Origin of the sequence: Methylobacterium thuringiense (genome assembly GCF_022179645.1) — a bacterium.
In the GTDB taxonomy this organism is placed as follows: Bacteria; Pseudomonadota; Alphaproteobacteria; order Rhizobiales; family Beijerinckiaceae; genus Methylobacterium; species Methylobacterium thuringiense.
Genome location: NZ_BPRA01000025.1, coordinates 71,094 through 93,101, shown reverse-complemented (window position 1 = coordinate 93,101; position 22,008 = coordinate 71,094). Strand labels below are relative to the sequence as shown.

The window sequence follows — 22,008 nt, the reverse complement described above, 5'->3', positions numbered from 1 at the left end:
TTGACACGGCCTGGACCCTTCGGGGAAGCCGGAAACGTCCGCTTGCAGGCTGCACAGTGAGGCATCTTCCTACGGCCGGAACAGATGGTTTTCGGACGTTCACCGTTGGGCCATGATGGGCGGAATGAGGAAGATCCGGCTCGCGCTGCTGCTCGTGGTAATCGCCGTGCTGGTCGGCGTCGTCGCCAACTCGATCCTCGGACGCAAACTCTTCTTCACCCGCGACGTGCACGACCAAGCCAGCTTCTTCCGGCTGCGCGTGCACCTCCGTCACGCCGGCGAGCCGGTCGAGGCCGACATCGTCGTCGGCTGCGGCGCACGCGTCACCCGCTACCGCGATGGAGGCAGTTCGCTCGACGTCGGGCGTTTTCCCTATCGCTACGCCTTCTCCATCTCCGCCGGCCACGCCTTGGAAATCCGCACGCCCGGCCTCTGCAATGGCGGAACCACAGCGAATGGCGACGTGCCGAAGGATTTCCTCCCGTACGTCATCTGGTACGAGCATGCGGACGATCTGTCGTTCGGCATCCTCTACGCTTCTGACGACGCCTACGCCAATCCACGCGCCCAACTCACGTTCTCCGGTGCAGAGGTGGAGCCGGCCACGCCCGCGGACTTCGAGCGCTGGATGGCGAGCGCGCCGGAGAACCTTATCCCGCGATGGGCGGCGGGCTCACTGACAGGCGACAATCCGGACGGGCTGAAGGCGACCCCAGACCTGCTCGCCGACCCGGCCCGGTACGCCCGGCTCTTCGGCTCGCCGAGCAACTGCTACGGCGTCCTGCGGTTGCAGATCCCGGAAACGTTGCGCCCGGCGCTCGCGCGCTTCCGCCCGGCGGACGAGCTGCTCTATTGGGTGCCGGCTGCAGACGACTGGCGCGCCGTCTCGGACGTGCTCTACGCCAGCAAGCCCGCTGCCAACCGCGTCTTCGAGGGTCAACTCCTGTCGCACTACCGAAAACAGGAAACACCGGGCAACGGGCTCTACCGGCGCTCGGGCGGCGGCACAATCCCGTACTCCATCAGGGACGTCCAGGGTTCGCTGTTTCTGCTGCGCTGGGAGGCGGGCCTGCCCTGGTTGCGACCAGGACTGGAGCGCAGCGCGACGACCTACGTAGATCTGGAGGTCGCTCCCGAGACGCAGGGCTTCGCCTACTGCTTCGACGCCGATTGGCAATTGGAACATCGGGACAGGCGCCCGACGATGCGCATCAACGGCATCGAGGCGAGCGGCCGCCTTCTGGGTTTCGACTACGCCTTCAGCGTATTCGAGAAAGACGAGTACCTCTATCTGCATCGACGTTTCTAAGGGGCAGCGGGCATGACGATCAATCGGACAACAGCATCGGTACGGATCGCGTTACTGCGGCCCAACGTCAGCTTTTGGGCGTAGAGGTAATATCCGCAACCCACCCCGAGCCGAACTCGATGGACGGCCGACAGATGGCGGCTTTCGGGCAGCGCTCGCATTGACGTTTACGACCAGCTCGGGTTCGGACCTGCCAGTGCGCTCTACGACCGGGTCAGATGGCTTTCGGTTTGTCCGCGTGGGGCCGTAGCCCCCCCGTAAGCCACCCTCGAAACATCCGATTACCGGGCGCGCGAGCCCCGTCACTTCCCCAGCGGCACGCCCTTCGTGGTGAAACGCGGCGCGCCGGGGTGGCGCATGGGCCGCGGGCGGCCTTGCCCCTTTCCCGCACCCAAGCCCGTTCCCGGCGGCTGCGCGAGCGGAATGAGCTGGTCCGGCCTCGGCCCGATGAGATCGGCGCGGCCCATCGCCCGCAGCGCCTCGCGCAGCAGGGGCCAGTTCTCGGGATCGTGGTAGCGCAGGAACGCCTTGTGCAGCCGGCGCTGCCGCATCCCCTTGATCGCGTCGACGGGCTCGCTGCCGCCGCGCCGCACGCCCTGCAGCGGGTTGATCTCGGTGTGATACATGGTCGTGGCCGTCGCCATGGGCGAGGGCAGGAACGTCTGGACCTGATCGGCGCGGTAGTCGTTTTTCTTCAGCCAGACGGCGAGGTTCATCATGTCCGCGTCGGTGGTGCCGGGATGCGCCGCGATGAAATACGGGATCAGGTAGTATTTCTTGCCGGCTTTCTTGGCGGCGGCCTCGAACATCTCCTTGAAGCGGTCGTAGGTGCCGATCCCCGGCTTCATCATCAGGTCGAGGGGCCCGCGCTCGGTGTGCTCGGGTGCGATCTTGAGACGGCCGCCGACGTGATGGGTCACGAGCTCCTCGACGTATTCGGGGCTTCGGACCGCTAGGTCGTAGCGCACGCCGGAGGCGACCATCACCTTCTTGACGCCCTTCACCTCGCGGACCTTGCGGTAGAGGCGGATCAGGTCGTCGTGCGAGGTGTTCAGGTTCGGGCAGATGTCCGGAAACACGCAGGAGGGCAGGCGGCACGCCGCCTCGATCTTCGGGTCCTTGCAGGCCATCCGATACATGTTCGCCGTCGGCCCGCCGACATCCGAGATCACGCCCGTAAAACCCGGCGTCTTGTCGCGGATCAGCTCGATCTCGCGCAGGATCGAGCCTTCCGAGCGGTTCTGGATGACGCGGCCCTCGTGCTCGGTGATGGAGCAGAAGGTGCAGCCGCCAAAGCAGCCGCGCATGATCGTCACCGAGAACTTGATCATGTCCCAGGCGGGGATCTTCGCGTCGCCGTAGGCGGGATGGGGCGCGCGGGCGTAGGGCAGATCGTAGACCGCATCCATCTCCTCGCTGGAGAGCGGGATCGGCGGCGGGTTCAGCCACAGGTCGCGGTCGCCGTGGCGCTGGACGAGGGGGCGGGCGTTGCCGGGGTTGGCCTCCCGGTGCAGCACCCGCGAGGCGCGGGCATAGGCCTCCTTGTCGTCCTTGACCTCGTCGTAGGCGGGGAGCCGGATCACGGTTTCGCCGGGGCGGCGCATGGCGGCCTCGTCGGCCGAGTCGAGATCGTCGGCGGGCAGCTCGGTGTAATGCTCGGGCACACGGCGGAACAGGGCGACGCCCCGCACGGAATCGAGCTCGTGCGGCGCCGCGCCGGCCGCGAGGCGGTTCGCCACCTCGACCACGGCGCGCTCGGCATTGCCGTAGAGGAGCAGGTCGGCCTTCGCATCCGCCAGGATCGAGCGGCGCACCTTGTCGGACCAGTAATCGTAATGGGCGATGCGGCGCAGCGAGGCCTCGATGCCGCCGAGGATGATCGGCACGTCCTTGTAGGCCTCGCGGCAGCGCTGCGTGTAGACGATGGTGCAGCGGTCCGGCCGGGCGCCGCCTTCCCCGCCCGCCGTGTAGGCGTCGTCGCTTCGCAGGCGACGGTCCGCCGTGTAGCGGTTCACCATCGAATCGAGGTTGCCGCCGGTGACGCCGAAGAACAGCGCCGGCCGGCCGAGCGCCTTGAACGGCTCCGCCGATTGCCAGTCGGGCTGCGCGATGATGCCGACCCGGAACCCCTGCGCTTCGAGCAGCCGGCCGATGATGGCCATGCCGAAGCTCGGATGATCGACATAGGCGTCACCCGTAACCAGGACGACGTCGCAGGAATCCCACCCGAGCGCGTCCATCTCGGCGCGGCTCATGGGCAGAAACGGCGCCGCCTCCCTGGGACGCGACAGCGTGCAGGCGATGGGAGCCGGGGGGCGACTCGCGGAAACTTGGAGGTCCATGGGTGGTTGCATAGCGCCCCGGGGCCGGGAGCTCAACGAAGAGCGAGGGGTCCGATGCCCCCCACAGCACCCAGCTACGCGACCGCCCGCACCCGCCTGCGATCCGACACCAGCGAGACCGCCCACACCCCAAGCCCCCCAAGCGCCAGCGCCACGCCGACCCACCCCGTCGACGGCAGGCCGTATCCGGCGGCGATGGCGAGGCCGGCGAGCCAGGGGCCCAGCGCGTTGGCGACGTTGAAGGCGGAGTGGTTGAGGGCGGCGGCCAGTGTCTGGGCATCCTCGGCGACGTCCATCAGGCGGGTCTGCAGGATGGTGGCGAGGCCGCCGCCGCTGCCGATCAGGAAGACCACGGGCAGGAGCGTCCAGAGGTTTTGCGTCGCGGCGGGGTAGAGCGCCAGCATCACCGCGCTCCAGACCAGCGTCGCACCGGCCGAGGCCATCAGGGCGCCGGAGCGGTCGGCGATCCAGGCCCAGGCGAGGTTGCCGATCGTGAGTCCAAGGCCGAAGACGGCCAGCGCCACCGGGATCAGGGCCGGCGAGGTTTTCGTCACCTCCAGCATGGTCGAGGCGAGGTAGGTGTAGACCGAAAACATCCCGCCGAAGCCGATGGCGCCGATGGCGAGGGTCAGCCAGACTTGGCCGCGCTTGAGCGCGCCGAGTTCGCGCAACGGGCTCGCCCCCGGGATCGGTGCGCCGAGCGGCGCATAGAGCCGCACCAGCGCCGCCGTCAGCAGCGCCAGCCCGGCGACGATGCCAAAGCTCCAGCGCCAGCCGAAGACCTGGCCGACGATGTTGGCGAACGGCACGCCGACCACCGTCGCGACGGTCAGCCCGGTGAGCACCTTCGCCGAAGCGCCGGCACGCTTGTCGCGCGGCACAAGCGAGGATGCGAGCAGCATGGCGATGCCGAAATAGGCGCCGTGCGGCAGGCCGGTGAAGAACCGGAAGGCCAGCATGGTGTGGTAGCTCGGCGCGAGCGCGGAGAGCAGGTTGCCGGCTGCGAACATCACCATCAGCCCGACCAGCAGCGTGCGCCGCGCGATCCGCGCCGCCAACACCGCGATGATCGGCGCGCCGACGACGACGCCGAGCGCGTAGGCGCTGATGACGTGGCCGCCGGTGGGCACGTCGATGCCGAGCGCCGGTGCGAATTCCGGCAGCAGGCTCATCGAGGCGAACTCGGTCGTGCCGATGGCGAAGCCGCCGATGGCGAGCGCCAGGATGACGAGCGACGGATGCACCTCGCGGCCGGCCGGCAGCGCTCCGGCTTCGTCGCAGCAGGCGGCGGGTGTGTTCGTCATGGCCGATTCATTTTGCGTCGCAACATGAGGACAACCTAGCGGCGCAGGCCCGGCCCCGCAGGGCCGTGCCGCTCATGTCGGACCTGTGCCCGCTGCAGCCAGGGCGCGAACGCGCGGTGCGTCAGCGCACGGCCGCCGCGCCCTTCGGATCGAACACCTCGACCGTGCCGGACTTGAAGCCGCCGGGCTTCGGGCTGCCGACGATGGTGTAGATGCGGCCGTCATAGGTCACCGCGCCGAAGCCGTGCCGGGCGCTCGGCAATTTCGCGAGGCTGCGCCAGAAATTCTTGGGCAGGTCGAAAGCCTCGACGTCATCGAACGTCTTCTGCTTCGACTCGCCGCCGATGACGTAGACGTCCTGGCCGAGCACCGCCGAGGCGGTGCCGCTGCGTGCGGTCGGCAGAGGCGCCGCGTCGGTCCAGGCGTCCTTGGCCGGGTCGTAGACCTGGTTCGTGGTGAGGTTGGTTCCGGAATTGCCGTCGACCCTTCCACCAACCGCGACGATCCGGCCGTCAATGGCCTGGACCGAGAGATGGTCGCGCGGGGTGGTGAGCGGCGCGGCCTTGCTCCAGCTGTCCTTCGCCGGGTCGTAGATCTCGTGGACGGGGGTGTTCTTGCGGCCCGAGACGCTGCCGCTGACGACGTGGATCTTGTCGCCGAGCAGCGTCGCACCGCCGGCGGCGCGGGCCGTGGGCAACGGCGCGCGAGGCTCCCAGGCATCCGTCTTCGGGTCGTAGGCCCAGACCTTGTCGGTGGCGTCCCAGCCGTTCACGTAGCCGCCGAACACGTAGACTTTTCCGCCCTGCCCCACCGCCATGGTGTGGTGGACGGGATAGGGGAAAGCCGCGCCGCGGCTCCACGAGTCTTTGGCGAGGTCGTAGATCAGCAGTTCGGTGGCGCCGTTGTAGTCGCCGACGACATAGGCCTTGCCGTCGATGGCCGCGACGGCGACCTCGGAGCGCTCGGCGGGGGCGCTGCTCGCACCGGCCCAGGCGCCGACCTCGTGGGCGGTGGCGGGGCTCGCGAGCAGGAGGCCGGCGAGCAGCAGGGCGGTGGCGGGTTTCGGCATGGTCGCTCCGTTCGTCGCGGTTGCGGGTTCGCCGGGTGAACGTGCGGGCCGGGAAAACGAGCCCGATGGGCATGGCGCTGTGATGGTCTTGCGCGAACGCCGCCCTGCGGCGAGAACCCGTCGCGACGACGTCTCACACTCGGACATGCGATGCTGATCAAAGCCGCCGCCGCGGCCCTGCGCCAGGTCTTTTCCCCGCCGATGCGGGCGATCCTGCTGAAGTCGCTCGGGCTGACACTGGGGCTGCTGATCCTGGTCTGGTTCGCGCTGACGCGGCTGATCCAGTGGTTCCAGTCGAGCCACCACATCGCGGCCGACTACCCGATGCTCGACACGATCGCGTTCTTCCTGGCCGGCGCCGGCCTGTTCGTGGCGATCGCCTACATCATGCCGGCGGTCTCGATCCTGGTGGCGGGCTTCTTCCTCGACGACGCGGCCGCGATCGTCGAGCGCACGGACTTTCCGAACGACCCACCCGGCCGCCCCCTGCCCTGGGGACAGGCGCTGCTCTACGCGCTCCGCTTCGCCGGGCTGGCACTCGCGGTCAATCTCGTGGCGCTGGTGCTGATCTTCGTGCCCGGCGTAAACCTCGTCGCCTTCTTCGGCGCCAACACCTACCTGCTCAGCCGGGAATACTTCGAAGCCGCCGCCAGCCGCTTCCGGCCGCTGGCCGAGGCGCAGGCCATGCGCCGGCATTTCAACCTGACGACGCTTTCGGGCGGCGCCATGCTCGCCGGGCTGATGGTTGTGCCGATCGTGAACCTGATCGTGCCGTTGTTCGGGATTGCGCTGATGGTCCACCTGCACAAGGGGCTGAGCCGGAAGACGTTGCTTGAGGCGCCGGCTGCGACGGGACGCCTGCGCTAGGCGTCGTCCTCGCGCGAAAAAACCTCGCCCTGCTCCGCGAGCCGGACATCGTCCGTATCGGAGCGCAACCGCTCCCGGTCGCGGTGCCGGACAAGAATCTGCTTCCAACCCTCCGGCAGGGGCACGCCGTCCCGCTGCGCCTGAGCTGCGACCCGGTCGAGCACGCGCTGCCAATCCTCAGGGCTGACGTCCTGGAGGCGCTCCGCCGATCCCTTCGCGAGGGCGGCGGCCTCGGCGAGTGCGACGAGCCGGGTGATGGCCGGATCGAGGTCGGGATCGCTCGCCATCGCCGTCTCTCTCGCGCTCAGAGCATGCTGGGAAGGATGCGGTCCGGCGGCCGGTGGCCGTCCATGAAGGTCTTGATGTTGATGATGACCTTCTCTCCCATGTCGGTGCGGCTCTCGTGCGTCGCCGAGCCCATATGGGGCAGCAGCACGACCTTGCCGGCGCGGGCGAGCTTGACGAGGCGGGGGCTGACGGCCGGCTCCTGTTCGAACACGTCGAGGCCGGCGCCCGAGATATCGCCCGCCTCGATCAAACGGGCGAGCGCAGTCTCGTCGATCACCTCGCCGCGGGCGGTGTTCACGACGATGGCCTCGGGCTTGAGGAGCTTGAGGCGGCGGGCCGAGAGCAGGTGGTAGGTCGCGGGCGTGTGCGGGCAGTTCACCGAGACCACGTCGACGCGGGCGAGCATCTGGTCGAGGGATTCCCAGTAGGTCGCCTCGAGGCCGGCTTCGATCGCTGCGGGCACCCGGCGGCGGTTGTGATAGTGGATCGACAGGCCGAACGCCTTGGCGCGGCGGGCCAGCGCCTGGCCGATCCGGCCCATTCCGACGATGCCGAGGCGCTTGCCGGTGATGCGGCGGCCGAGCATCCAGGTCGGCGACCAGCCGGTGCTCCAGTTGTCGTCCGGGATGATGCGCGCGCCCTCGGCGACCCGGCGGGCGACGGCGAGGATCAGCGCCATCGTCATGTCGGCGGTGTCTTCGGTCAGCACGCCCGGCGTGTTGGTCACCGTGATGCCGCGCTCGAGCGCCGTGCCGACATCGATGTGGTCGACGCCGTTGCCGAAATTCGCGATCAGCCGGAGGTTCGGCCCGGCCTGGGCCAGCAGGCCGGCGTCGATCTCGTCGGTCACGGTGGGGACCAGAACGTCCGCCTCGCGCAACGCGGCGACGAGCGCTTCCTGCTCCAGCGGCGTGTCGTCCGGGTTCAGCCGGCAGTCGAACAATTCGCGCATGCGCGCCTCGACCGCCTCGGGCAGGCGCCGTGTCACGACAACGAGCGGCTTGCGCTTCAACGACGACATCGTTCCTCCCGCGACGGTACCCGCCTCGCGTTCGGCCGGCCCGGGTGCTTCGGCTTACGCTCCGTTAACCGTGACACGGCCAGATGGAGCGATCGGCCGACGCGCCTCGGGGTTCGCCCCGCCGCACATCTTCCCCGTTTCTCTATCAGAGAGAGGTCGGAAGACAATGCGGGCAAGGCCCCCGCGGCTCCGGACGACGAGCGGAGGACGGTTGACGATGCGCGCTGCGATTCTCGGGATTTGCTTGGGCTCCCTGCTGGCCGGGGTCGGGCCGGCGAGCGCCGTCTCCAACGATGGCGGCCGGGCGACGAAGCTGCCGCTGCCCCGCTATGCCAGCCTCAAGACCGATCGCGTCAACCTGCGCGAGGGGCCCTCGAAGGATCACCGCACGCTCTGGGTTTTCCGCCGGGCCGGCCTGCCCGTCGAGATCATCGCCGAGTACGAGACTTGGCGCCGCATCCGCGATTCCGAGGGCACGGAAGGCTGGGTGCTGCACTCGCTGCTCTCCGGCCGCCGCACCGCCGTCGTCACCGCGCCGACGGGCGACAAGGCTGCGCCGACGGTGCCGCTGCTGGCCCGTGCCGATGCCGGCGCGGGCGAAGAGGCCAAGCTCGAAGCGGGCGTCATCGGCAGCGTGAAGAATTGCAGCGGAAGCTGGTGCCGCATCGTCGTGGCGCTGCCGCAGACGCGCGGCGACGTGGACGGCTACATCCGCCAGGAACGGCTCTGGGGCGTCTACCCGAACGAATCCGTCGAATAAAAAAAGCCGGCGATCGCCTCGCCGGCTTCAGAGCACCCGATAGCGGCTGCGCTCAAGCGCGGCCGGCAACCGCCCGGCGGCGCAGACGCACGATCACCTCGACACCGGCGATTTCCATGCCCTCGGGCGCGTCCGGCAGGGAATCGACCGAGATTCCACATTCCGGCATATCCAGCACCTTGCCCTCTTCCTCGAGGAAGAAATGGTGGTGCTCGCTCGGGTTGGTGTCGAAATAAGCCTTCGAACCGTCGAGCGCGAGCTGGCGCAGCAGGCCGGCTTCCGTGAACTGGTGCAGCGTGTTGTAGACCGTCGCCAGCGAGACCGGGACCTTGGCCCGCATCGCCTCGTCGTAGAGCATTTCAGCGGTCAAATGCCGGTCGCCGCGGCCGAACAGCAGCCAGCCTAGAGACAGGCGCTGACGGGTCGGCCGCAGACCCGCGCGGCGCAGGCGATCGCGCAGATCGGAAAGGGGACAACCGCGGCGGCCCGGCAAACCGGCATCGCTCGGAACGGACGACGTACGCGCGTTCAACGCGGCCTGTAGCTGCACGAAATCGGACATCGGCGGGACTGACAGCTCACTATTCACGCTAGATATATAGCGCCGGACTATATGAGGACGGACCGCCTGCGGCAAGCCGTCCATCGCGGCGGTGACCGGCGCACGCCGCAGGTCTGTGAGATTCAGGCGTGCGACTGGATGAAGTTGCGGACCAGCGGATAGGTCTGCCCCTCCCAGCGGCGCCCGGAAAAGACCCCGTAATGGCCGACGCCGGCCTGCAGATGGTGGCTTCGCATGTGCGGGGGCAGGCTGCTGCAGAGGTCGTGCGCGGCCATGGTCTGCCCGACGGCACAGATGTCGTCGCGCTCGCCTTCGACGGTCATGAGCGCCGTCCGGCGGATCTCGCGCATGTCGATGGGGCTGCCGCGATAGCTGAGTTCGTTCTTGGCCAGCGTGTAGTCCTGAAAAACCGTCTTGACGGTTTCGATGTAGAATTCGGCGGGAAGGTCGAGGACGGCGAAATACTCGTCGTAGAACGACTCGACCGCGCGTGCCTTGTCCGAATCGCCCCTGACATAGTGCCAGAACAGGTCCTGATGCGCCTGGCTGTGGCGCTGCGCGTTCATCGCGATGAAGGCGGAAACCTGCATGAAGCCCGGATAGACCCGGCGGCCGGCGCCCTTGTGACGGGCCGTCACCGTGCTCAGCAGGTTCTTCTCGAACCATTCGATCGGCTTCGACGTCGCGAGTTCGTTCACCGAGGTAGGGCTGATGCGGCAATCCACCGGGCCGGCCATCAGGGTCATGCTGCGCGGTTGCGCCGGGTTTTTCGCGTGCGCCATGACGGCGGTCGCCGCCAGGGCCTGAACGGCGGGCTGGCAGACGGCGAGAAGGTGAGAGCCCTCGCCCATCGTCTCCAGAAAGCCCACGACGTGGTCGACATAGTCGTCGAAGCCGAAGGCGCCGTCAGAGAGCGGCACGTCGCGGGCATTGTGCCAGTCGGTGATGTAGACGTCGTGGTCCGGCAGCAGCGTGCGGACGGTGCCGCGCAGCAGCGTCGAGAAGTGGCCCGAGAGCGGGGCGAGCACCAGCACCTTCGGCTGCGGCGTCTCGATGTCCTTGCGGAAGCGCAGCAGCGTGGCGAAGGGCGTCGCCGTGACGGCCTCCTCCACCACCGGAACGTCACGGTTGCCGACCGTGACGGTGCCGATGCCGTAATCGGGCCGGGCGAAGGTGAGGCCCGAGCGCATCATCATGCGGGCGCCGGCCGACCACCAGTTGGCCTGTTCGCGGAACGGCGTGCCGGCCCAGGGCGCGGCGGCCTGATTGAGCAGGCGGCCCCAGCCCCGGGTCTGCCGGGCAAGGTCCGTCTGGGCATCGAACGCACGGTACATCATCGGGGCCGCAACTCCTTGCGCGCACCCGCCGGAAACTCCGGCGCGTCCACGATGGACCGGAATGCCGCCGCTCGAACGAGCGCGGCAGCGGGGACAGTAAGGCTTAAGGCCGGCCCGAAACTCCGCAACCGGCAAAAGGTACGAACTCCCCCGGATTGGCAGCGGGTGCAGCAAAAATGCTTCATGCACCTCGCGCGCCGTAAATAATTGTACCGGCTTCCGAATTTCCGGTCGATGGCGCACAACGCATTCGAAGCGCTGACGAAAGGCCATGGCGACCCATTCCGGATTATCCCAAGCCTCCGGCGTAGGCACTGCTGCGGCGGCACGAGTCTTGGATGCCGACTCGGCAAGGACTTCGGCACGGGGAAAACGCTCATGGCAGACGCGACGCTCACGATTTCCAGCCGGAACTACTCGTCCTGGTCGCTACGCGGCTGGCTCGTGTGCCGGATGGCCGGGCTCGATTTCGACGTCGAGCTTCTGTCGGGCAAGGAATCCTCGACCCGCGCCGAACTCCTGCACCTGTCGCCTTCGTTTCTGGTGCCGCGGCTGACGCATGGCGACATCGTCGTCTGGGACGTGCTCGCCATCGCCGAGTACCTGAACGAGATCCGTTCCGGTGCCGGCCTGCTGCCGGAATCCGCGGCCGAGCGGGCGCGCTGCCGCGCCGTTTCGAGCGAGATGCATGGCGGCTTCATCAACCTGCGCTCGGCGATGCCGATGAACCTGCGTGCGCAGATTCCCGGCTTCCCGATCTTCAACGGTGCCAAAGGCGATATCGACCGCATCCTGGCGATCGTCGAGGACTGCCTGTCGCGCTCCGGCGGCCCCTACCTGTTCGGCGCCCGCCCCACCCTCGCCGACGCGATGTACGCCCCGGTCTGCACGCGCTTCCGCACCTACGACGTGCCGTTGCCGTTCACGGCGGAAACGTACCGCGACACGATCCTGGCCTGGGACCTGATGGCCGAGTGGACGCAGGAAGCCGTCGCGGAGCCCGACGAGATCGAGGAATTGGACATGGAGTTCTGACGGCGGCGACTCACGCCTCGGCGAGCATCGCCAGCCAGTCATCCTCCGAGATCACCTTGACGGCGTGCTTCTCGGCGTCCTTGAGCTTGGAGCCCGCACCGGGTCCGGCCACGACGAGATCGGTCTTGGCGGAGACCGAGCCCGAGACCTTGGCGCCGAGGCGCTCAGCGGTGGCCTTGGCCTCGCTCCGGGTCATCTTTTCGAGGGTGCCGGTGAAGACCACGGTCTTGCCGGCGAACGCCGTCGCCGTCGCGGCGGCGGCCAGCGGCTCGGTCGTCACTTGGTCGAGCAGGGCTGCGACCGCCTCGGCGTTGTGCGGCTCGGCAAAGAACTCAATGAGCGAGTCGGTCGCCACCGGCCCGATCTCGCCGTCGTCGGCGAGGAGATGATAGGCCTCGCCGGGCCTCTGGCCCGCCGCGCGTTCGAGCGCCGCGTCCGCCGCCTCGGCGTTCCCGTAGTGCGCGAGCAGCGCCTCGCCCTGAGCCGAGGTCAGGCGCGCACGCAGGCGGGCGCCCGTCGAAAGCCCTTTCAGCGCCTCGCCCGGCGACGCCTCGGTCTCCGCGAAAAGCTTGTCGCGCGTGCCCGGCCCGATGCGCGGAATGCCCGAGAGTTCGAGCCAATCCGGACCGGCCTGCGCACCGGCCGCCGCGTCGATCGCCGATTCGAGCGTCCGCATGTCCGAAAAGCGCTTGGCCAGGGCCTTCGCCGTCGACTCGCCGATATGCCGGATGCCGAGGGCGAACAGCAAACGGTTGAGCGGGATCGTCCGGCGCGCGTCGAGCGAGGCGAGGAGATTCGTGATCGCCTTGTCCTCCTCCTCGCCTTTCTTCTTGGTCGGCTTCTTCGGAGCCGGCTCACCCTCGGCCCGGCGCTGCGCCGACAACTCTTCGCGCCGCGCGACGATCGCAGCCTGCAGCGGTTCGAATTCCAGGCGGAACAGGTCGGCGGGCTGCTTCACGAGACCCGCCTCGAACAGCACCTCGATATAGGTCTGCCCGAACCCTTCCAGATCGAAGCCGTTGCGCGAGACGAAGTGCTTGAGCCGCTCGACGCCTTGCGCCGGGCAGATCAGGCCGCCGGTGCAGCGCCGGATGGCGTCGAGCTTTTTCGTGCGCGGATTCATCTCGCGCACCGCCTTGCTGCCGCAGGCCGGGCAGGTGGTGCGGAACACGAAAGGCTTCGAGTCGGCCGGGCGCTTGTCGAGGACCACGTCCATCACCTTCGGGATGACGTCGCCCGCGCGCACCACGATCACGGTGTCGCCGACACGGATGTCGCGGCCATCGCGAATGGGCTCGCCGTCGCCGCCGACGCCCTGGACGTAGCCCTCGTTGTGCAGCGTCGCGTTCGAGACGACCACGCCGCCGACCGTCACCGGCTTCAGCCGCGCCAGCGGGTTGAGCGACCCCGTACGCCCGACCTGGATGTCGATCGCCTCCAGCGTCGTGAACGCCTCCTGCGCCGCGAACTTGTGCGCCAGCGCCCAGCGCGGACTGCGCGAGACGAAGCCGAGGCGCTTCTGCAGGGCGAGGTCGTCGACCTTGTAGACGACGCCGTCGATGTCGTAGCCGAGGTCCGCCCGCTGCCGCCCGATTTTTTCGTAATGGGCGATCAGCTCGGCGGCACTCTCGCAGCGGACCGTCAGGGGGTTCACCGATAGGCCCCAGTCTCGGAACCGCGCCAGCGTCTCGAACTGGGTCTCGGCGACCGGCTCAGACACCTCGCCCCAGGCATAGGCGAAGAAGTGCAGCGGCCGGGATGCAGTGATCGCGGCGTCCTTCTGGCGCAGCGAGCCGGCTGCGGCGTTGCGGGGGTTGGCGAAGGCCGGTTTGCCGTCCGCCTCCTGGCGCATGTTGATGGCCGCGAAATCCGCGTGCGAGAGGTAGACCTCGCCGCGCACCTCCAGCACGTCGGGCCAGCCCGTGCCGGACAGCATCTCCGGGATGTCGTCCACGGTGCGCGCGTTGGCGGTGACCTTCTCGCCGACCTCGCCGTCACCGCGCGTCGCCGCGGTGACGAGCTGGCCCTTCTCGTAGCGCAGCGACAGCGACAGACCGTCGATCTTCGGCTCCGCCGTGAAGGCGAGCGGCTCGCCATCGGGCCAATTGAGGAAGCGGCGCACCCGCGCCACGAAGTCTTCCACCTCCTCGTCGGCGAAGGCGTTGCCGAGGGACAGCATCGGAACGGCGTGGCGGACCTTTTCGAACCGGCTCGACGGCTTGGCGCCGACGGACACGCTGGCCTCGCCGGTGCCGGCGAGATCGGGAAAGCGCGCCTCGATCGCCTCGAGCTCGCGCCGCAGGGCGTCGTACTCCGCGTCCGAAATCTCGGGCGCATCCTCGCCGTGATAGAGCCGGTCGGCCTCGGCGATCTCGGCCGAAAGGGCAGCGTGGCGCTCTTTGGCGCCTGCCTCTGTGAGGCTGTCGATGTCTGCGGCGGAGCGAGCGGGCATGGGCAGGTTCTAAGCGAGAGTTTGCGGCGGCAGGTTAACGCGACCTGACCCGATTCCCGCCACAAGTCTCGCGCCCAAGAGCGCGAGGCTTTCGGAAGGGAACGCGGCAATGCGTCAGGGTATGATCGGGTTGGTTCTGACACTAGGTCTGACGGGCGCCTCCGCGGCCCTGGCGGCGCCCTGCGCCGTCCCCGTGCCTCCGCCGGCTGAGGGCAAACCCGAAAAACCTTCGCTGCCGCCAAAACCCGCCTGCCTCGACGCCAAGGGCGGCTGCCCCGGCTGGGAGGCCTACAGCTACAACGACGCGATCAAGGCCTACAACGCGCAGGCCCAGGTCTTCCGGCCGCTGGCCGAGGCCTACGCCCAGAAGCTCAACGCCTACGTCAAGGCGAGCGGCGAATACGCGCAATGCGAGATGAAGAGCCTGCAGCAATAGAGGTTCGGCCGCTTCGCCGGGGCGGCACGGCGTGGTACCATCCGTATCATGGGTGTGCAGCCGAAACCCCGCATGACGGTCGACGCGTTCCTGGCCTGGGCCGCGGGTCGCGACGGTAAGTACGAGCTTATCGACGGCGAGGTGGTGGCGATGTCGCCGGAGCGCGTGCGGCATGCCGAGACCAAGGCGGCCGTGTTCGACGCGCTGCGGGCGGCGATCCGGGATGGCCGGCGCCCTTGCCGCGCGCTCATCGACGGCGTCGCCGTCAGAGTCGATGCGCAGACCAGCTACGTTCCCGATGTGCTCGTCTATTGCGGCGAGCGTGCCGACCTCGACGCGATGGAGGTGACGCCCGTGATCGTTGTCGAGGTGGTCTCGCCGTCCTCGCGCTCGATCGATACGAACCGCAAGCTGACCGGCTATTTCCGCGTACCGAGCGTGATGCACTACCTCGTCGTCGACCCGGGTGCACCGCTGGTCATTCATCACAGCCGCGACGGCGCGGGCGGCATCGCGGCACGCATCCTATCGACCGGCACTCTCGATCTCACGCCGCCCGGTCTGACCATCGCCGTCGCGGACCTGTTCGGACAACCTTGAGTGGGAGCAGAGCGCCGCCGCGGGTTGACGCGTCCGAGCACGGCTGCCACAGGCCCGAGGCATCGCTGACCAGACCGGACACAAGATGCCCGAATCCCTCGATCTCCTCGTCCTCGGCAACGCCATCGTCGACCTGATCGCGCGCACCGACGAGACGTTTCTCGCTGCGCAGGGCGTGCCGAAAGGCGCGATGCAGCTCATCGACGAAAAGCGGGCCGAAGAGCTTTTCGCGGCGATGGGGCAGACCACGGTCGTGTCGGGCGGCTCGGGCTCGAACACCGCGGCAGGTGCCGCGATCCTCGGTGCGAAGACCGGCTTCGTCGGCAAGGTCCGCGACGACGAACTCGGCGGCCTGTTCGCCCACGATCTCCGGGCGACCGGCGTGCGCTTCGACGTCGCCGCGGCGACCGAAGGCCCGGCCACCGCCCGCTGCTTCATCCTGGTGACGCCGGACGGCGAGCGCACCATGAACACCTATCTCGGCGCCTGCCAGGGCCTCACGCCGGCCGACGTCGACGAGGCCACGGCCGCGAGCGCGCGCACGATCTACCTCGAAGGCTACCTCTGGGATCCGCCGGAGGCCAAGGAAGCCTTCCGCAAGGCGGTCAAGATCGCGCACGGCGCCGGCAATGCCGTGGCGCTGACGCTCTCGGACGCCTTCTGCGTCGGCCGCTACCGCGACGAGTTTCTCGGCCTGATCCGGGACGGCAGCATCGACATCCTGTTCGCCAATCTCGGCGAGCTGAAGAGCCTCTACCAGACGGACGACGGGGAAGCCGCGATCAAGGCCCTGCGCGACGAGCGCGACGCCCGTGGCCATCACCTGCTGGGTCTCGTCACCCGGTCGGCCGAGGGCGCCCTGGTGGTGAAGGGCGGCGAAGTCCGCTCGGTCGAGGCGGCACCCGTGCGGGAGGTCGTCGACACGACGGGCGCGGGCGACCTGTTCGCGGCCGGCTTCCTGGCCGGCCATGCCCGCGGGCTCGACAACGTCACGAGTGCGCGTCTCGGAGCGCTCGCTGCGGCCGAAGTGATCGAGCATATCGGCGCCCGCCCGCAAAGGGACCTCGTCGCGTTGGCCAAGGCCCAGAATCTTCTCTGAGCCTCACGAGATGGCGCGCCTTGCGCCATCCGCTTCAGGGTGAAACGCCGCCTGACGACGGCCGGGCTGCATCCCTGGCCCGGCCGGGGCTGGTGGTCAGCGCGCGCGCTCCAACGCGTCGAACGCCATGATCGCCTTGGCGCAAGCCGCCTCGGACGGTGGCGGCAGGCTGGTCTCGAAGGCGATCGTCCGGTCCAGTTCCGGCAGGTAGCGGTCCTCGGTAAAGGCCGATCCGACGGCTGCCAGCATCCGTTCGCGGTTGATCTTGATCAATGCGCCGGTTCGCTCCTGCGGCACGCCACAGACCATGGCGCGCCCGATGATCCGGCCCTGCTTCGCGCCCTCCACCTGAGGGATGACGAGCGGCTTATCTTGAGCCGAGGCTGCCGCGCAAAACGACAGAAAGGCGAGCGTCCAGACCGGGACTCTCATCATGGCACATGCGCTCCCGGCTCTTCGCCCCGGCCGACTGATCGCCGGTGGAAGCCGCTACAGGCAAGGACTTTTCGCGCTCCCGTCGGCTTTATGCCGCCTGCGAGCGCCATTCCAACAACCCCGGCAAGGCCTTCAGATCGAGGGGCTTGGGCAGGAAGCCATCGAAGCCGGCGTCGCGGGCTGCACGTTCGTCTTCGCCCGCAGCGTTGGCGGTCAGCGCTACGAGTTGCCGAGGTACCGGGGCACCTTCGGCTTCGCGAGCGCGGATGCGGCGGACGGTTTCGAGGCCGTCGAGGCCGGGCATGCGGATGTCGATCAGAGCGAGGTCGAAAGCCGTCGGCGCAGCCTCGATCGCCGCCAGGGCGTCGATGCCGTCCCGGGCCAGCGTGACCGTGGCGCCGAGACGTTCGAGCGCCTTGGTGGCGAGAAGCGCGTTGATCGGGTTGTCTTCGGCCAGGAGCACCCGACGGCCGCGGCCGGGCATGGGGCGCCCGTTCGTGCCGAGCGTGTCGACGGAGGCCGAAATCGCCGGACGCGGCGGCCTCGTCTCGGACGGCGCTTCCCGTGCGGCCGATCCCACGCCGGGCTCCAGCAGCCGGTCGAACAGCGAGCGGGCGCGCACCGGTTTGATCAGGTAGCTGTCGAAGCCCGCGGCACCCGGCGCACCGAACTCGCGCCGGTCGAAGGGCGAGAGCAGGATCAGGCTGCAGCGCACACCGCCGCGCCGCGCCTCGGTCGCGAGACGGCGCACATCGCCATCGCCCAACGCGCGATCCGCGATCAGCGCATCGAAGCCGGCGCCTGAGAGCGCATCGAGCGCCGCCTCCACGTTCGGCACGATGACGGCGGCAGCGCCCGAGCGGGACAGGCGCCGGGCGAGGTAGGGCGCCTGGAAGGGCGATTCCGCAACGATCAGGATCTTTCGCGCACGCAGCGACGGCGGACGCTGGGCCGTCTCCTCGCTGGCGAGCGGCAACGGCAGGATCACCCGGAATACGCTGCCGCGACCGGGCTTCGAACTGACCTCGATGCGCCCGCTCATGCGCTCGACGAGTCGCTGCGTGATGGCGAGGCCCAAGCCGGTGCCCTCGTGGCGCCGGCTGGCGCTGCCGTCACCTTGCTCGAATTCCTCGAAGAGCGCCGGAATGCGCTCCTCGGGAATTCCGGGGCCGGTATCCTCGATCGACAGGACGATCGCGTCCGCGGTCTGCGCCAGCACGACGCCGACGCCGCCGGACTGGGTGAACTTGATCGCGTTGCCGGCGAGGTTGAGCAGGATCTGGCGGACCCGGTCGGCATCGCCGATGCGCTGCGCCTGAAAATCCTCGGAGACGTCGAGGGCGATTTCCAGCCCCTTGTCCTGCGCGCGAGGCGCCAGGAGTTCGATGACGCCTTCGACGGTCGCGGCGACGTCGAAAGGCTCGGCCGCGAGGTCGAGCCGTCCGGCCTCGATCCGCGAGAAGTCGAGGATGCCGTCGACCAGGGAGAGCAGGGCCTTGCCGCTGGTGCGCACGGCCTCGACGTAGGTGCGCTGCTCGGCATCGAGCCCGGTTTCCAGCACGAGATCGGCCATGCCGAGAATGCCGTTGAGCGGTGTGCGGAACTCGTGGCTGACGGTGGCGAGAAAGCGGGATTTGGCGATGTTCGCGCTCTCTGCGCGACTCTTGGCCTCATCGAGGGAGCGCGCCGCCTCGATACGTGCGGTGACGTCGCAACCGGCCCGCAGCCAGTGCGGTGCGCCGCCGGTGCCCTGGACCGGCATTTCGATGAAGGAGAACCAGCGAGGCCGCCCATCCACCGGCAGCACCCGCTCCTCGACCTGCCGCACGCCGTCGGCGCGCTGCGCGATCTCGCCCGGTTCCAGGATCTGGAGCTGCACGGCGGAGCCGATCAGGTCGAGGGGCCTGGCGCCGAGCATCGCGGCAAACCCTTCGTTGGCAAAGGTGATCCGGCCCCGGTCGTCGCGCTGGACGATGCATTCCGTCGTCGCCTCGACCAAGGCCCGGTAGCGCTCCTCGCTCTCGGCGAGCAGCCAGAGCCGGTCCTGCATCGCCTCGGCGTCGTCGGATTCGTTCGCGACGGGCCCGCCGCGGCGGAGCGCGACGACGAGCATGACCGCGAGCCCGACCACGGTCAGGCCCAAGACCAGCATCGCGATCCCCTGCAGCGACATCGACACGCTCCACGATCGACCCGTGGGCCATCGGTGAAGACCGTGACAGCGGCGCGTGAAGGGGAGCTTGAGAAAGACGGCTAAGGGAGAGTCACCGGATTACGATCGATTCCGTGCGGGGTCCTGTCGTCCCGACGCCGCATCCGGGCGTCGGCGACCCGGCCTCGGGACGTGCTGCAGAATTCAATCGACCGCTTCGTTGGAAGACTCGGCGAATTCTTTGCCAAGCTGCAGGAGAAGCATGTCGAGCAGCACACGCGAGCGAAACGACCCATCGGATCCAAGTATCTTCCGAGCCTCCAGAAACAACTCGATCGCCTGTTCTATTCTCGCGCGTTCACTGGCTGTCACCCGAGTCTCCAAGGCACGCCGCGATGCCCGTCACCGCATCGCAATTCGAGACATTAGCGCGCACGACCGGAACTTCAACTTCAAATTCCACCCCGAGCCCGACCCCATTACACATTGGCGATCGTACCGAGACGCCAAATGATCGATCTGTCTATTTCGATAGATGGTTCTATTGGATTGAATACGCACTACGGCGCGATAAATACTCGAAACGAAGACTGAACCGGACATTTGGCCGCATCGCATGGTTTCGCGAAACGCAGCGCGCATGACGGAAACGGGGCATAGGCCGTCTCGTGCTTCACGCACCGGCGGCAATGGTGTAGGCGCGACCCCGTCAGTACCCGTCTTTGCCCCCCGGACTTCGGCCATGACCGCCCGCATCGATGCCACCTTCGCCCGCTGCCGCGCGGAAGGCCGTGCCGCCCTCGTCACCTACGTGATGGCGGGCGACCCGGACGCCGAAACCTCTCTGACCCTGCTGAAGGCTCTGCCGGAGGCGGGCGCCGACATCGTCGAGTTCGGCTTGCCCTTCACCGACCCGATGGCCGACGGGCCGGCCATCCAGGCGGCGGGCCTGCGGGCGCTGGCGTCGGGCCAGGACCTGCACAAGACGCTTCGCCTCGTCGCCCGCTTCCGCGAGGAGAACGGTGACACGCCGGTCGTCCTGATGGGCTACTACAACCCGATCTACGTCTACGGCGTCTCGCGCTTCCTCGACGATGCGCTCGCTGCCGGAATCGACGGACTCATCGTCGTCGACCTGCCACCGGAGGAAGACGAGGAATTGTGCCTGCCGGCCTTGGCCAAAGGCCTCGCCTTTATCCGGCTGGCCACTCCGACCACCGACGAACACCGGCTGCCGGCCGTGCTGAAGAACACCGCCGGCTTCGTCTACTACGTTTCGATCACCGGCATCACCGGCACCGCCACCCCGGATTTCAGCCGCGTCGCCGAGGCTGTCGGCCGCATCCGCTCCCATACCGAACTTCCGGTCGTCGTCGGCTTCGGCGTCAAGACGCGGGCCGACGCCGCCGCCATCGCGCAGGGCGCCGACGGCGTCGTGGTCGGCTCGGCCCTGGTCGCGGCACTTGCCAAGAGCCTCGACGGTGAGAACCGGGCGAGCGCCGGGAGCGTCGAAGCGGTGACCGCACTGGTCAGGGAACTGGCGGCGGGCGTGAGAGAGCCGACGACGGCTGCGTGAGGCGCGGCGCCTCCGGATTTCCTCCTACCCGGCACGCTCATTCGCCTCGGCCAGAGCATACGCGATGAGCCGCCCACGCGCGGCGTCGTCCATCGGGCAGCCCTCGGACAACCACAGCGTCCGCGCCGCCGCGAGACCGCGACCGACGGCGCGCCCGGGGCGGAGGCCACGGGCGACGAGGTCTCCGCCGCCGAGGGGAAGGACCGGCCGGTTTCGGGAGGCCACGAGGCCGGCCAGGATCGACAGGGCCTCGGGTTCGACCCGTGGGCGCGGCTCGCCGCCGAGGGCGCGCAGAACCTCGGCCACCATCAGCGGCCCATGGACCGCCGCGAGCCCGCGAACGTCACGGCTCTCGATGTCCTTCCGGCTGCGGAGATCCGACGCGGCGGCGGCGTAGTCCGCGAGATGGGCATACTCGGCCTTCGAGAGGCGTAGACGGTCGCGGAGGCGCTCCGCATCTTCGACGGTCTGGACGCAGAGCGCCGCGAGCCGTGCCGCAGCCGGCGCGCCTGCATCCGTAGCGGCCCGGGCGAGCCGGCCGAGATCCCCCACGCCACCGACCAGACCGGCCAGAAGCCCGGTCTCGCTCATCACGGCGATGGCCGGCACGGCCCGCGGCGCGAGCAGCAGCTTCAGGGTTTCCGCCCTCACCCGCTCCCGCGAGAGGCGATCGAGGGAGGCGCGGGCAGCGATGACCGCGCGCAGGCCGGCCGGATCCGGCTCGCCGCGACCGAAACGGGCATGGAAGCGGAAGAATCGGAGTGCGCGGAGGGAATCCTCGCGGATGCGCGTTGCCGGATCGCCGATGAAGCGGACGCGGCCCGCATCGAGGTCGGCGAGACCGTCAGCGGGGTCGTGAAGCGCGCCGTCCGCGTCGAGCGAGAGGGCGTTAATGGTGAAATCCCGCCGGTCGGCGTCGCGGCGGAAATCGCGGCCGAAGCGGACGACGGCGTGACGGCCGTCGGTCTCGATGTCCTGACGCAAGGTCGTGACCTCGACGGGCGTGCCGTCGACGACGAGGGTGACGGTGCCGTGGTCGAAGCCCGTCGGAACCGCCTTGAGCCCGGCAGCCCTGGCGAGCGCCATGGTGCGCGCGGGCGGATGCGTCGTGGCGAGATCGATGTCGGCGGCGTCCTGACCGAGCAGGGCATCACGAACGCAGCCGCCGACGAGACGCGTCTCCTCCCCCTCGGCGCGAAGGGCCGCGAGGCATACCGCGACACTTGGACGGGCGAGCAGCCGCTCCAGACCTTCCGCATCGAGGCCTACGGGGATCATACCGGCGACCGCAGGCATCGCCCCCTCCAGCGACCGGCCGTCCGCCTGCATGGCCGAGCCGCGCCGCCCCGATGACCGACGGCCCC

General features: G+C 68.7%; 20 protein-coding genes. 8 read left to right on the top strand and 12 right to left on the bottom strand.

The genetic code is table 11. The features are described from left to right. Positions 1-124: 124 nt before the first annotated feature. The gene (locus MFF07_RS21140) at positions 125-1,309 is read left to right on the top strand and encodes a hypothetical protein (RefSeq protein WP_238232815.1); all 1,185 of its coding nucleotides are present in this window, start codon (positions 125-127) and stop codon (positions 1,307-1,309) included. 302 nt (positions 1,310-1,611) lie between these two features. Here the strand turns inward: MFF07_RS21140 and MFF07_RS21135 are convergent, their stop codons facing one another. The 3 genes from MFF07_RS21135 to MFF07_RS21125 all read right to left on the bottom strand — a co-directional run bounded on the left by MFF07_RS21135 (position 1,612) and on the right by MFF07_RS21125 (position 6,024). Further along, positions 1,612-3,651 (bottom strand): YgiQ family radical SAM protein, encoded by a 2,040-nt coding sequence (locus tag MFF07_RS21135; protein WP_373322409.1) that lies wholly within the window; start codon positions 3,649-3,651, stop codon positions 1,612-1,614. A gap of 74 nt (positions 3,652-3,725) precedes the next feature. After that, a complete protein-coding gene (locus MFF07_RS21130; RefSeq protein WP_238232813.1) occupies positions 3,726-4,955 on the bottom strand; it encodes an MFS transporter in 1,230 nt (409 codons plus the stop codon). Positions 4,956-5,076: 121 nt separating this feature from the next. Beyond that, positions 5,077-6,024 (bottom strand): Kelch repeat-containing protein, encoded by a 948-nt coding sequence (locus MFF07_RS21125; protein ID WP_147815996.1) that lies wholly within the window; start codon positions 6,022-6,024, stop codon positions 5,077-5,079. A 150-nt stretch (positions 6,025-6,174) separates the two neighbouring features. Here MFF07_RS21125 and MFF07_RS21120 point away from each other — a divergent pair, with 150 nt between their 5' ends. Continuing rightward, positions 6,175-6,891 (top strand): sulfate transporter family protein, encoded by a 717-nt coding sequence (locus MFF07_RS21120; RefSeq protein WP_147815998.1) that lies wholly within the window; start codon positions 6,175-6,177, stop codon positions 6,889-6,891. Here MFF07_RS21120 and MFF07_RS21115 read toward each other — a convergent pair. Both MFF07_RS21115 and MFF07_RS21110 read right to left on the bottom strand, forming a co-directional pair. Then, the gene (locus MFF07_RS21115; protein WP_147815999.1) at positions 6,888-7,178 is read right to left on the bottom strand and encodes a hypothetical protein; all 291 of its coding nucleotides are present in this window, start codon (positions 7,176-7,178) and stop codon (positions 6,888-6,890) included. The two genes, MFF07_RS21120 and MFF07_RS21115, sit on opposite strands and share 4 nt — an antisense overlap. A 17-nt stretch (positions 7,179-7,195) precedes the next feature. Next, positions 7,196-8,200: a 2-hydroxyacid dehydrogenase gene (locus MFF07_RS21110; protein WP_147816001.1), complete on the bottom strand. Its 1,005-nt coding sequence runs from the start codon at positions 8,198-8,200 to the stop codon at positions 7,196-7,198. Positions 8,201-8,417: 217 nt separating this feature from the next. Between MFF07_RS21110 and MFF07_RS21105 the strand changes: the two genes are divergently transcribed. Continuing rightward, a complete protein-coding gene (locus tag MFF07_RS21105; protein ID WP_147816003.1) occupies positions 8,418-8,960 on the top strand; it encodes an SH3 domain-containing protein in 543 nt (180 codons plus the stop codon). Between the two features lie 52 nt (positions 8,961-9,012). Here MFF07_RS21105 and irr read toward each other — a convergent pair whose 3' ends face one another. Both irr and MFF07_RS21095 read right to left on the bottom strand, forming a co-directional pair. Then, positions 9,013-9,522, bottom strand: coding sequence for a Fur family transcriptional regulator Irr (gene irr, locus MFF07_RS21100; protein WP_147816041.1), 510 nt, complete (start codon positions 9,520-9,522; stop codon positions 9,013-9,015). A gap of 122 nt (positions 9,523-9,644) precedes the next feature. Then, the gene (locus tag MFF07_RS21095; protein ID WP_147816005.1) at positions 9,645-10,859 is read right to left on the bottom strand and encodes a polyhydroxyalkanoate depolymerase; all 1,215 of its coding nucleotides are present in this window, start codon (positions 10,857-10,859) and stop codon (positions 9,645-9,647) included. A 378-nt stretch (positions 10,860-11,237) separates the two neighbouring features. Here MFF07_RS21095 and MFF07_RS21090 point away from each other — a divergent pair, with 378 nt between their 5' ends. Further along, a complete protein-coding gene (locus tag MFF07_RS21090) occupies positions 11,238-11,894 on the top strand; it encodes a glutathione S-transferase family protein (protein WP_147816007.1) in 657 nt (218 codons plus the stop codon). A 10-nt stretch (positions 11,895-11,904) separates the two neighbouring features. On the opposite strand, the gene ligA is transcribed toward MFF07_RS21090, so the two are convergent. Continuing rightward, positions 11,905-14,346, bottom strand: a complete 2,442-nt coding sequence (gene ligA / locus MFF07_RS21085) for an NAD-dependent DNA ligase LigA (RefSeq protein ID WP_147816009.1) — start codon at positions 14,344-14,346, stop codon at positions 11,905-11,907. 109 nt (positions 14,347-14,455) lie between these two features. Here ligA and MFF07_RS21080 point away from each other — a divergent pair, with 109 nt between their 5' ends. The 3 genes from MFF07_RS21080 to MFF07_RS21070 all read left to right on the top strand — a co-directional run bounded on the left by MFF07_RS21080 (position 14,456) and on the right by MFF07_RS21070 (position 16,481). Beyond that, on the top strand, positions 14,456-14,782 hold the full coding sequence (locus MFF07_RS21080) for a hypothetical protein (RefSeq protein WP_373322408.1): 327 nt from the start codon (positions 14,456-14,458) through the stop codon (positions 14,780-14,782). A 72-nt stretch (positions 14,783-14,854) separates the two neighbouring features. Then, the gene (locus tag MFF07_RS21075; protein WP_306424654.1) at positions 14,855-15,382 is read left to right on the top strand and encodes a Uma2 family endonuclease; all 528 of its coding nucleotides are present in this window, start codon (positions 14,855-14,857) and stop codon (positions 15,380-15,382) included. 85 nt (positions 15,383-15,467) lie between these two features. Continuing rightward, positions 15,468-16,481 (top strand): adenosine kinase, encoded by a 1,014-nt coding sequence (locus MFF07_RS21070; protein ID WP_147816013.1) that lies wholly within the window; start codon positions 15,468-15,470, stop codon positions 16,479-16,481. Positions 16,482-16,577: 96 nt separating this feature from the next. Here MFF07_RS21070 and MFF07_RS21065 read toward each other — a convergent pair whose 3' ends face one another. The 3 genes from MFF07_RS21065 to MFF07_RS21055 all read right to left on the bottom strand — a co-directional run bounded on the left by MFF07_RS21065 (position 16,578) and on the right by MFF07_RS21055 (position 19,440). Beyond that, a complete protein-coding gene (locus MFF07_RS21065) occupies positions 16,578-16,916 on the bottom strand; it encodes a hypothetical protein (RefSeq protein ID WP_147816015.1) in 339 nt (112 codons plus the stop codon). A gap of 88 nt (positions 16,917-17,004) precedes the next feature. Next, on the bottom strand, positions 17,005-19,089 hold the full coding sequence (locus tag MFF07_RS21060) for an ATP-binding protein (RefSeq protein WP_373322407.1): 2,085 nt from the start codon (positions 19,087-19,089) through the stop codon (positions 17,005-17,007). 183 nt (positions 19,090-19,272) lie between these two features. Next, a complete protein-coding gene (locus MFF07_RS21055) occupies positions 19,273-19,440 on the bottom strand; it encodes a hypothetical protein (RefSeq protein ID WP_187272445.1) in 168 nt (55 codons plus the stop codon). Positions 19,441-19,810: 370 nt separating this feature from the next. Here MFF07_RS21055 and trpA point away from each other — a divergent pair, with 370 nt between their 5' ends. Then, positions 19,811-20,644, top strand: coding sequence for a tryptophan synthase subunit alpha (gene trpA, locus MFF07_RS21050; protein WP_147816017.1), 834 nt, complete (start codon positions 19,811-19,813; stop codon positions 20,642-20,644). Positions 20,645-20,668: 24 nt separating this feature from the next. Here trpA and MFF07_RS21045 read toward each other — a convergent pair whose 3' ends face one another. After that, positions 20,669-21,940: a CCA tRNA nucleotidyltransferase gene (locus tag MFF07_RS21045; RefSeq protein ID WP_187272446.1), complete on the bottom strand. Its 1,272-nt coding sequence runs from the start codon at positions 21,938-21,940 to the stop codon at positions 20,669-20,671. Positions 21,941-22,008 lie beyond the last annotated feature (68 nt).

Excerpts from the sequence above, each read along its gene's own strand:
- MFF07_RS21140 (WP_238232815.1), top strand. The coding sequence starts at position 125 with ATGAGGAAGATCCGGCTCGCGCTGCTGCTCGTGGTAATCGCCGTGCTG.
- MFF07_RS21135 (WP_373322409.1), bottom strand. The coding sequence starts at position 3,651 with ATGGACCTCCAAGTTTCCGCGAGTCGCCCCCCGGCTCCCATCGCCTGC.
- MFF07_RS21130 (WP_238232813.1), bottom strand. The coding sequence starts at position 4,955 with ATGACGAACACACCCGCCGCCTGCTGCGACGAAGCCGGAGCGCTGCCG.
- MFF07_RS21125 (WP_147815996.1), bottom strand. The coding sequence starts at position 6,024 with ATGCCGAAACCCGCCACCGCCCTGCTGCTCGCCGGCCTCCTGCTCGCG.
- MFF07_RS21120 (WP_147815998.1), top strand. The coding sequence starts at position 6,175 with ATGCTGATCAAAGCCGCCGCCGCGGCCCTGCGCCAGGTCTTTTCCCCG.
- MFF07_RS21115 (WP_147815999.1), bottom strand. The coding sequence starts at position 7,178 with ATGGCGAGCGATCCCGACCTCGATCCGGCCATCACCCGGCTCGTCGCA.
- MFF07_RS21110 (WP_147816001.1), bottom strand. The coding sequence starts at position 8,200 with ATGTCGTCGTTGAAGCGCAAGCCGCTCGTTGTCGTGACACGGCGCCTG.
- MFF07_RS21105 (WP_147816003.1), top strand. The coding sequence starts at position 8,418 with ATGCGCGCTGCGATTCTCGGGATTTGCTTGGGCTCCCTGCTGGCCGGG.
- irr (WP_147816041.1), bottom strand. The coding sequence starts at position 9,522 with ATGTCCGATTTCGTGCAGCTACAGGCCGCGTTGAACGCGCGTACGTCG.
- MFF07_RS21095 (WP_147816005.1), bottom strand. The coding sequence starts at position 10,859 with ATGATGTACCGTGCGTTCGATGCCCAGACGGACCTTGCCCGGCAGACC.
- MFF07_RS21090 (WP_147816007.1), top strand. The coding sequence starts at position 11,238 with ATGGCAGACGCGACGCTCACGATTTCCAGCCGGAACTACTCGTCCTGG.
- ligA (WP_147816009.1), bottom strand. The coding sequence starts at position 14,346 with ATGCCCGCTCGCTCCGCCGCAGACATCGACAGCCTCACAGAGGCAGGC.
- MFF07_RS21080 (WP_373322408.1), top strand. The coding sequence starts at position 14,456 with ATGCGTCAGGGTATGATCGGGTTGGTTCTGACACTAGGTCTGACGGGC.
- MFF07_RS21075 (WP_306424654.1), top strand. The coding sequence starts at position 14,855 with ATGACGGTCGACGCGTTCCTGGCCTGGGCCGCGGGTCGCGACGGTAAG.
- MFF07_RS21070 (WP_147816013.1), top strand. The coding sequence starts at position 15,468 with ATGCCCGAATCCCTCGATCTCCTCGTCCTCGGCAACGCCATCGTCGAC.
- MFF07_RS21065 (WP_147816015.1), bottom strand. The coding sequence starts at position 16,916 with ATGATGAGAGTCCCGGTCTGGACGCTCGCCTTTCTGTCGTTTTGCGCG.
- MFF07_RS21060 (WP_373322407.1), bottom strand. The coding sequence starts at position 19,089 with ATGTCGCTGCAGGGGATCGCGATGCTGGTCTTGGGCCTGACCGTGGTC.
- trpA (WP_147816017.1), top strand. The coding sequence starts at position 19,811 with ATGACCGCCCGCATCGATGCCACCTTCGCCCGCTGCCGCGCGGAAGGC.
- MFF07_RS21045 (WP_187272446.1), bottom strand. The coding sequence starts at position 21,940 with ATGCCTGCGGTCGCCGGTATGATCCCCGTAGGCCTCGATGCGGAAGGT.